The organism is Micromonospora sp. M51 (genome assembly GCF_018070305.1).
GTDB classification, from domain to species: Bacteria; Actinomycetota; Actinomycetes; order Mycobacteriales; family Micromonosporaceae; genus Micromonospora; species Micromonospora parva.
The window spans coordinates 1-7,361 of record NZ_JAGPXZ010000267.1 but is presented as its reverse complement, the minus strand read 5'-3'; the positions used below and the strand labels follow the sequence as shown (position 1 = coordinate 7,361).

Sequence of the window (7,361 nt, the reverse complement as noted above, 5' to 3'; positions counted from 1 at the left end):
GCACGGCGTCACCGTCGACCTGCGGCTGACCACCGACACCGTGGAGATCACGGCCACTGCCCGCACGGCAGACCGGACGGGGGTGGAGATGGAGGCCCTGACGGCCGTGGCCGTCGCCGGTCTCGCCCTGGTCGACATGGTCAAAGCGGTTGACCCGGCGGCCTCGGTGGAGGCGGTCCGGGTGCTGCGCAAGGAGGGCGGCAAGACCGGCGAGTGGGTTCGTCCGGAGGACCGACAGTGATCCGGGCCCGGGTGATCGTCGCTTCCAATCGGGCAGCGGCCGGTGTCTACGCCGACACCAGCGGTCCGCTGCTCGTCGCCGGGCTGCGCGAGCTGGGCTGCCAGGTCGACGATCCGGTGGTGGTGCCCGACGGTGAGCCGGTCGGCGAGGCCCTGCGGGCCGCCCGCGCCGACGGTGTCGACGTGGTGGTGACCAGTGGTGGCACCGGAGTGACCCCGTCGGACCGGACGCCGGACGTGACCCGGGGCCTGCTGGATTACGAGGTGCCCGGCATCGCCGAGGCGATCCGCGCGCACAGCCGTGACCGGGTGCCGACGTCGGTGCTGTCCCGGGGCCTGGCCGGGGTCGCCGGTCGGATGCTGGTGGTCAACCTGCCCGGCTCGACCGGTGGCGCCCGGGACGGCCTGGCCGTTCTCGGGCCGATCCTCGGGCACACCGTCGACCAGCTTCGCGGCGGGGACCACTGAACCGCTTGGGGCCACCTGGTGCACGCCAGGCCCGGACGGGTGTCGGTCCGTGCCGATAGGCTCGGTCGGTGAGCACGGAAACCGCACCCAACGCGGATCGGGTCAGCGCACCCCCGCCTGCCGGGTGGGAGGAAGCGCGTTCGCGGGTCTACGCGGTCGGCCTGGCCGCCGCGCTGCCCACCGTCGCCCGACCACTCGTCGACACCGACGGGTCGACCCTGGCCGAGCCGTTGACCACCCGCACCGACCTGCCGGCGTTCCCGACCTCCAGCGTGGATGGCTGGGCGGTGCGCGGCAGTGGTCCGTGGCGCGTCGTCGGGCGGGTCCTGGCCGGCAGCACCCCCGCGCCGCTCACCGAGGACGACACGACCGTCGAGATCGCGACCGGTGCGATGGTGCCCGAGGGGGCCACCGCCGTGCTGCGCGTGGAAGAGTCGAAAAATGCTGACGGCCTGGTCAGCGGCGTTCCCCGGAGCACGCCCGAGTGGCGCAAACCCGGCGAGGAGGCGTACGCCGATGAGGTGTTGCTGCCGGCCGGCACGCCGGTCGACCCGGCGGTGATCGGCCTGGCGGCCACCTGCGGGCACGACACGCTGCGGGTTCGACGGGCGCCGCGTGCCGCGCTGCTGGTCTTCGGCGACGAGCTGCTGACAGCGGGCCCGCCCGCGGCCGGTCGGGTCCGCGACGCGCTGGGCCCCTCGGTGCCGGCGTGGCTGCGGCGCTACGGCTGCCAGGTCCGCCCGTCCGACGTGGTCGGCCCGGTGGCCGACACGCTGCCCGCGCACGTGGCGGCACTGCGCTCGGCGCTGACGAACGCCGATCTGGTCTGCACCACCGGCGGCACGATGAACGGTCCGGTCGACCACCTGCACCCGACCCTGGAGGCGCTCGGCGCCGACTACGTGGTCAACACGGTGGCGGTCCGCCCCGGCTTCCCGATGCTGCTGGCCCGGCTGACCGGCCCCGACGGGCGTGCCCGGTTCGTGGCCGGGCTGCCGGGCAACCCGCAGTCCGCGATCGTCGCGCTGGTGTCGCTGGTCGCCCCACTGCTCGCCGGCCTCCAGGGCCGGTCGATGCCGGTGTTGCCGCAGGCCACGTTGGCCGAGGCGGTGCCCGGCCGCGGTGACCACACCCACCTGGCGCTGGTCCGACTGGACCGAGCCGCCGGGGTGGCGTCCCCGGTCCGCCACGTCGGCTCGGCGATGCTGCGGGGCGTGGCCGGCGCGGACGGGTTCGCCGTCATCCGCCCCGGCACCAGCGGCGAGCCGGGCGACCGGGTGCCGATCGTGCCCCTGCCGTTGTTTCCCGGGGAGCGTGCGTCGTGACCGCACCAGCTGTCACCTTCGGCGAGGTCACCGACCGGCCACTCGACCTGGCCGCACACGAGGCCGCGGTCGCCGACCGGCGGGCCGGCGCGGTGGTGTCCTTCCAGGGCGTGGTCCGCGACCACGACCACGGCCGCCAGGTCACCAGCCTGGAGTACGAGGGGCACCCGAGCGCCGAGCAGGTACTGCGCGAGGTGGCCGCCGAGATCGCCGCGGAGCCCGACGTCTACGCGGTGGCGGTCTCGCACCGGGTCGGCCCCCTGGCGATCGGTGACGTGGCGCTGGTCGCCGCGGTGAGCACCGCGCACCGGGCGGCGGCCTTCGCGGCCTGCGCCCGGCTGGTCGACGAGGTCAAGGCGCGACTGCCGATCTGGAAGCGGCAGGTCTTCACCGACGGCACCGAGGAATGGGTCAACTGCCCCTGACGGGTCACCTGCCCCCACCCGTCAGCGGTGACCGTTGACCGCCACGGCCCTGGACAGCCGGTCGCCGTAGAACGCGGGCTCCGCACCCGGTCGCCAGGGCAGCGCGGCGACCAGCACGATCAGGGCGAGCGCGAGCGAGTTCTCCATCAGCGCGCCGAACAGACCGTCCTGGTAGTGCGACATCTCCGGCAGTTGGTGTTCGTACGGCCAGATCGGCGAGATCAGGAAGAGCAGGTAGAGCCCGATCGCGGCGACGCCGTGGCGCAGCCCGGTCAGCGTCGGGTACCAGATCGGCGGGCGGAGCCCGTTGACCCCGGGGAGCCCGCCGAAGACCGGCCCCTGACCGGTGCGCTGCGGTGTCCCCCGGCTCGCCTCGCGGCGACGCACAGCGGCGTCGGCCAGCACGATGATCGCCGGGATCACCCAGACCAGGTGGTGCGTCCAGGAGATCGGGCTGATCACGTTCGCGGTGAGACCGACAAGCGTGAAGGCGGTCAGCTCGTCACCGTCGGCGCGGGAACTCGCGGCCCGGGACAGGCCCAGCGCCAGGACCAGCACCGAGAAGGCGAGCCACAACAGCCCCGGAGTCTCGATCGAGTCGTACAGCCGGGCGAGCAGACCGGCGAGGGACTGGTTGGGCGTCATGTCCGCCGCGCCGACCCGTTCGGTCTGCCACAGCACGCTGCCGAAGTAGGTCCGCGACTCGTCGCCGACGATCGCGAAGGTCCCCAGCGTCACGCCGATCGTGGTGCCGATGGCGGTGGCCGCCACCCGCCACTGACGGGTGATCAGCAGGTAGGCGATGAACAGCGCCGGGGTGAGCTTGACAGCGGTGGCGAGGCCGATCCCGGCCCCGGCCCAGGCCCCGCCGTAGACGAAGCGCAGCAGCGGGCCGTCGGTGGCGGCGTAGTGGGTGCCCCGGCGGGACCGCCAGCGAAGGCCGATCAGGTCAGCCATGATCAGGGCGAACAGCAGGATGTTGACCTGGCCGTACCCGAGCGTCTCCCGGCCCGGCTCGATGGCGACCGCGAGCGGCACCGCCACGGCCACCGTGAACCACAGTGGCCACCCCAGCCGGTCCACGATGGGTCGGAGCAGCCCGGCCAGCACCAGCGCCAACGCGGCGATGCTGGCGGCGGCGTTGACCAGGCCGGCCGCGTCGATCGGCAGCTGCGCCATCGGCAACATGACCAGCCCGGCGAAGGGTGGGTAGGTGAACCCGAGCGTGGTTTCGGGCGCGATGAACTCGTAGAGCTCGTGACCGCTCGCCCACCACACCACGGCACCGTGGTAGATCTTCATGTCGAAGAAGTTGTACGGTCGCCCGAAAGCGCCGATGGCGAGCCATGCGGCATAGGCGACGGCGGCCACGATGGCACCCCGTACGACGTTCCTACGATCGATCCCGCGCGTCACGCGGTCGATCCCGCGCGTCACCCGTTGGATTGGGGCGAGGCGGTCCGCCCGTCTACCGACATCCGTCGGCATGGCGTGGCCACCCCCGTACCAAGGTTGTCCTATCCGTCCAGGTCCTGCACGGAGCCTAGAACGGCGCCTCACGTCAGTGCCTCCCGCGTTATGCGACCGTGTCCGATCCCACACATGTTTTTGACATTTCCACCGCGTTAACGCCTACCGGGTGGTTCAGGTAATTCGTGCCCTTAGCGGGGGGTGGGGGTGAGACCGAGACGGATCGACGCAGGTCAGCCGGGGAGCCGACGTGCGGTGGAGGCGGAGCGGACGGCGATTCGGGCCTCGCGTCGGGCGGTCCGGACGGCGCGTTGCACGGAACGTCGAGAGTGGCCGATGCGATGGCCCGTCCGCCACCGCAGCCCCGGCTTGCCGCCGGTGTCCGCCGCGGCGAGCAGCAGACCGCCGAGGAGCCCGATGTTCTTCAGGACGTGGATCTGGTTGTTGTTCTTGGCGATCGGGTCGTCGTTCTTCCAGAAGGGATGCCCGGCGACGGTCACCGGCACCAGCGTGCCGGCGAGGACCAGCGCCGCGGGTCGGCTGAACCGGCCGGTGGCCAGCATCAACCCGGCGCTGACCTGCACGGCGGCGTTGAGTCGGATCAACGTCTCGGTCTCGGTGGGGAAGCTCGGGTGCGCCTTCTTCAGCATCGGTGCGACCTTGTCGGTCACGGGTTTGGCGGCGGCCGACAGCCGGCCGGGAGCGCGGAAGTTGCGATACCCGCTGACCACGAAGATGCCGCTCAGCATGGCGCGGGCGAGGGAGCGTACGGGCGTCATGGATCAGTCATACCCCGTCGCGGCGTTTGCTACCCGGGCAACCGCAGGATCGGATTGGTGTTCGTACACGTACGCCACGCCGAATCGAGCGACAGTCACGGATGGACGGGCACCGACGGGTAACGTCGCGCGGGTGACCACGCTGCGGCTACGCCCCGAGGACCCGGCCGACGCCGGCTCGGTGCGCCGCGTGCTGGCCGCGGCCTTCGCCCGCCCGGACGTGACGACGCCGCCGGAGGTCAGCCTGGTGGACGAGCTGCGCGACACCACCGCCTGGTTGCCGGAGCTGGCCATGGTCGCCGAGTACGGCGGTGAGGTGGTCGGTTACGCGCTGCTCACCCGGGTGCGTCTGCGGCCGGAGCGAGGCGCCGACGTGCCCGTGCTGGCGCTCGGCCCGGTGGCGGTGGCGCCGCACCGGCAACGTGTCGGGCACGGCACAGCGGTCGTGCAGGCCGCACTGGACGCGTCCACCGAGTTGGGTGAGCGACTCGTCGTCGTCCTCGGCGCGCCGGCCTTCTACCGCCGGTTCGGGTTCGGCCCGGCGAGTGAGCTGGGCCTGACCGGTCCGTGGGCGGGCCTCGGTGAGCCGTGGCAGGCGTTGGTGCTGCCGCCGTCCACCAGCGAGGAAGGCCCTCCGCCGCGCGGCGAGGTGCTCTTTCCGGCGCCCTGGTCGAAGGTCTGACCGGGCCGGCGCGGTGGGTGGTGGTCAGGCCGGCTGCGTCCGCAGGTACCGGCCGAAGTGCGGGACCGTGAAGGCGACGGTGCCCCGCTCACCTGAGTAGATCAACCCCTTCTTGATCAGCGCGTCCCGGGCCGGGGAGAGGCTGGCCGGCTTGCGGCCGAGGGCTCGGGCGATCTCCGCGGTGGGCACCGCGGCGTCCATGTCGTCGCGGACCACCGCGCCGGGCTCGCCCTCCACCGCGGACAACGTGGCCATCGCCCGCATGTACTCACGTTCGGCGGGAGTGGCCCGTTCGAACCGGGACCCGAAGAACCCGACCGCCAGCTCAGCTTCCGCCTCGGGTGCGGCGACCCGCACGTCGGCGGCCGTGATCGGCGAGCGCGGCGCGTTGTCCCAGGTCGCCTTGCCGTACGCCTGGACGAAGTAGGGGTAGCCGCCGGACTTCTCGTAGAGCAGGTCGAGGGCCTTCTGCTCGTACTCGACCTCCTCGCGCTCGGCGGGCGCGCAGAGCGCCTGGTCGGCGGCGATCCGGTCGAGCCGGTCGATGCGCTGGTAGCGGAACAACCGTTCGGAGTACGACTTGGCGGCGCTGAGCACTGCCGGCAGGTGCGGAAGGCCGGCACCGACGACGATCAGCGGTGCGCCGAGCTGGGACAGCTCGTGGCAGGCGGCGCAGAGAGCCGACACGTCCTCCGGGCCGAGATCCTGCATCTCGTCGATGAAGATGGCGATACCGGTGCCCACGTCGCTGGCCACCGCCGCAGCGTCGCTGAACAGCTCGACCAGGTCGATCTCGATGTCGCCGGAGTCGGCCCGACCGCTGGCGGCCGGCACGTCGATGCCGGGCTGCCACCGGTCGCGCAGCTTGGTGGCGGCACCGGCCCGGCCGGTCGGGGTGGACCGCTGGGCGAACGCCTTGAGGACGCCGAGGAACGCGTCGATCCGGTCCGGTGCGCGGTGGCGGGGGGCCAACTCGCGCACCGCCATGTGCAGCGCGGCGGCGACCGGTCGGCGCAATGACTGGTCCGGTCGAGCTTCGATCTTGCCGCTGCCCCAGAGCCGGTTGATCGCCTGGGACCGGAGGGTGTTGAGCAGGACCGTCTTGCCGACGCCGCGTAGCCCGGTGAGCATCAGGCTGCGCTCGGGTCGGCCGCGGGCGATGCGCTCCAGCACGATGTCGAAGACGTCCAGCTCCCGCCCCCGCCCGGCGAGTTCGGGCGGGCGCTGGCCGGCGCCCGGCGCGTACGGGTTGCGGACCGGATCCACGCATCGCAGATTATCGGGCCATCTAGCTGCGGGGCTAGACATGGATAGATGCGGCTACCGGCGTGTCGGAACCGTCGACAACAAACTAGGGCTGTCTAGCGTGGACGCTAGACAGCCCTAGTTTTGCCAATCGGCGGACCGGCCGCCCAGCTCGGAGCTACCGCTTCTTCAGACAGAGCACGTAGTCGAACAGGTCGACCGAGTTGTCGTGCACGTAGTTCGCTGTCGCCTGAGGCGCGAGCACCTCACACCGGTCGCCGTCGGTGGTCGCCGGAATGCGCAGCAGCACCTGATACGTGTTCGGGCCGCACGGCACCTTGCGGAGCTCCGCGTCGTCCTCGCTGCCGTCGTTCACCACGCAGTCGCCCCGCGCGAACTCCTCGTCCGGAGACGGCGCGGCTGACGGCGGCGCGTCGCTGGGCAGGGCGGGTGGCACGACCGGAGCGCTCGTCGACGGGGTACGCGCCGCATCGCTGCCAGCGTCGGCCACCTTCCAGACCGCCCAACCGGCTAGGCCGAGGCACGGACAGAGCACCAGCAGCACCACCGCCGCGATGATGAGGGCGACGTTGCGGCCGGTCTTCGTCGGCGCGGCGGGCGGCATCCCGTAGCCGCCGGGCGGCTGCTGACCCCACGGGGCGGGTGGCTGACCCGGTATCGGACCGGCCGGCTGACCGGGCGTCGGGCCGGCCGGCGGGAACGGGCC

General features: G+C 72.4%; 9 protein-coding genes. 5 read left to right on the top strand and 4 right to left on the bottom strand.

The window, feature by feature from the left end:
• The 4 genes from KBX53_RS16090 to KBX53_RS16075 form a co-directional block, all read left to right on the top strand.
• Positions 1-241: cyclic pyranopterin monophosphate synthase MoaC (locus KBX53_RS16090; protein WP_305797952.1), on the top strand; the 241-nt coding region annotated here is incomplete at its 5' end.
• Positions 238-708 (top strand): molybdenum cofactor biosynthesis protein B, encoded by a 471-nt coding sequence (locus KBX53_RS16085; RefSeq protein WP_030331783.1) that lies wholly within the window; start codon positions 238-240, stop codon positions 706-708. The genes KBX53_RS16090 and KBX53_RS16085, both read left to right, overlap by 4 nt.
• A gap of 68 nt (positions 709-776) precedes the next feature.
• Positions 777-2,033 carry a molybdopterin molybdotransferase MoeA gene (locus KBX53_RS16080; RefSeq protein ID WP_210860117.1) on the top strand — a complete coding sequence of 419 codons (1,257 nt, stop codon included), beginning with the start codon at positions 777-779 and terminating at the stop codon, positions 2,031-2,033.
• Positions 2,030-2,458, top strand: coding sequence for a molybdenum cofactor biosynthesis protein MoaE (locus tag KBX53_RS16075; RefSeq protein ID WP_030331779.1), 429 nt, complete (start codon positions 2,030-2,032; stop codon positions 2,456-2,458). The genes KBX53_RS16080 and KBX53_RS16075 overlap by 4 nt, the downstream gene beginning before the upstream one ends.
• A gap of 21 nt (positions 2,459-2,479) precedes the next feature.
• Here the strand turns inward: KBX53_RS16075 and KBX53_RS16070 are convergent, their stop codons facing one another.
• Positions 2,480-3,946: a glycosyltransferase 87 family protein gene (locus KBX53_RS16070; RefSeq protein WP_030331776.1), complete on the bottom strand. Its 1,467-nt coding sequence runs from the start codon at positions 3,944-3,946 to the stop codon at positions 2,480-2,482.
• A gap of 215 nt (positions 3,947-4,161) precedes the next feature.
• The gene (locus tag KBX53_RS16065; protein ID WP_030331775.1) at positions 4,162-4,707 is read right to left on the bottom strand and encodes a DoxX family protein; all 546 of its coding nucleotides are present in this window, start codon (positions 4,705-4,707) and stop codon (positions 4,162-4,164) included.
• Between the two features lie 133 nt (positions 4,708-4,840).
• Here KBX53_RS16065 and KBX53_RS16060 point away from each other — a divergent pair, with 133 nt between their 5' ends.
• On the top strand, positions 4,841-5,389 hold the full coding sequence (locus KBX53_RS16060) for a GNAT family N-acetyltransferase (protein ID WP_210860113.1): 549 nt from the start codon (positions 4,841-4,843) through the stop codon (positions 5,387-5,389).
• 24 nt (positions 5,390-5,413) lie between these two features.
• On the opposite strand, the gene KBX53_RS16055 is transcribed toward KBX53_RS16060, so the two are convergent.
• A complete protein-coding gene (locus KBX53_RS16055) occupies positions 5,414-6,655 on the bottom strand; it encodes an ATP-binding protein (RefSeq protein ID WP_030331772.1) in 1,242 nt (413 codons plus the stop codon).
• A gap of 157 nt (positions 6,656-6,812) precedes the next feature.
• Positions 6,813-7,259, bottom strand: coding sequence for a hypothetical protein (locus KBX53_RS16050; protein WP_051708488.1), 447 nt, complete (start codon positions 7,257-7,259; stop codon positions 6,813-6,815).
• Between the last annotated feature and the right edge of the window lie 102 nt (positions 7,260-7,361).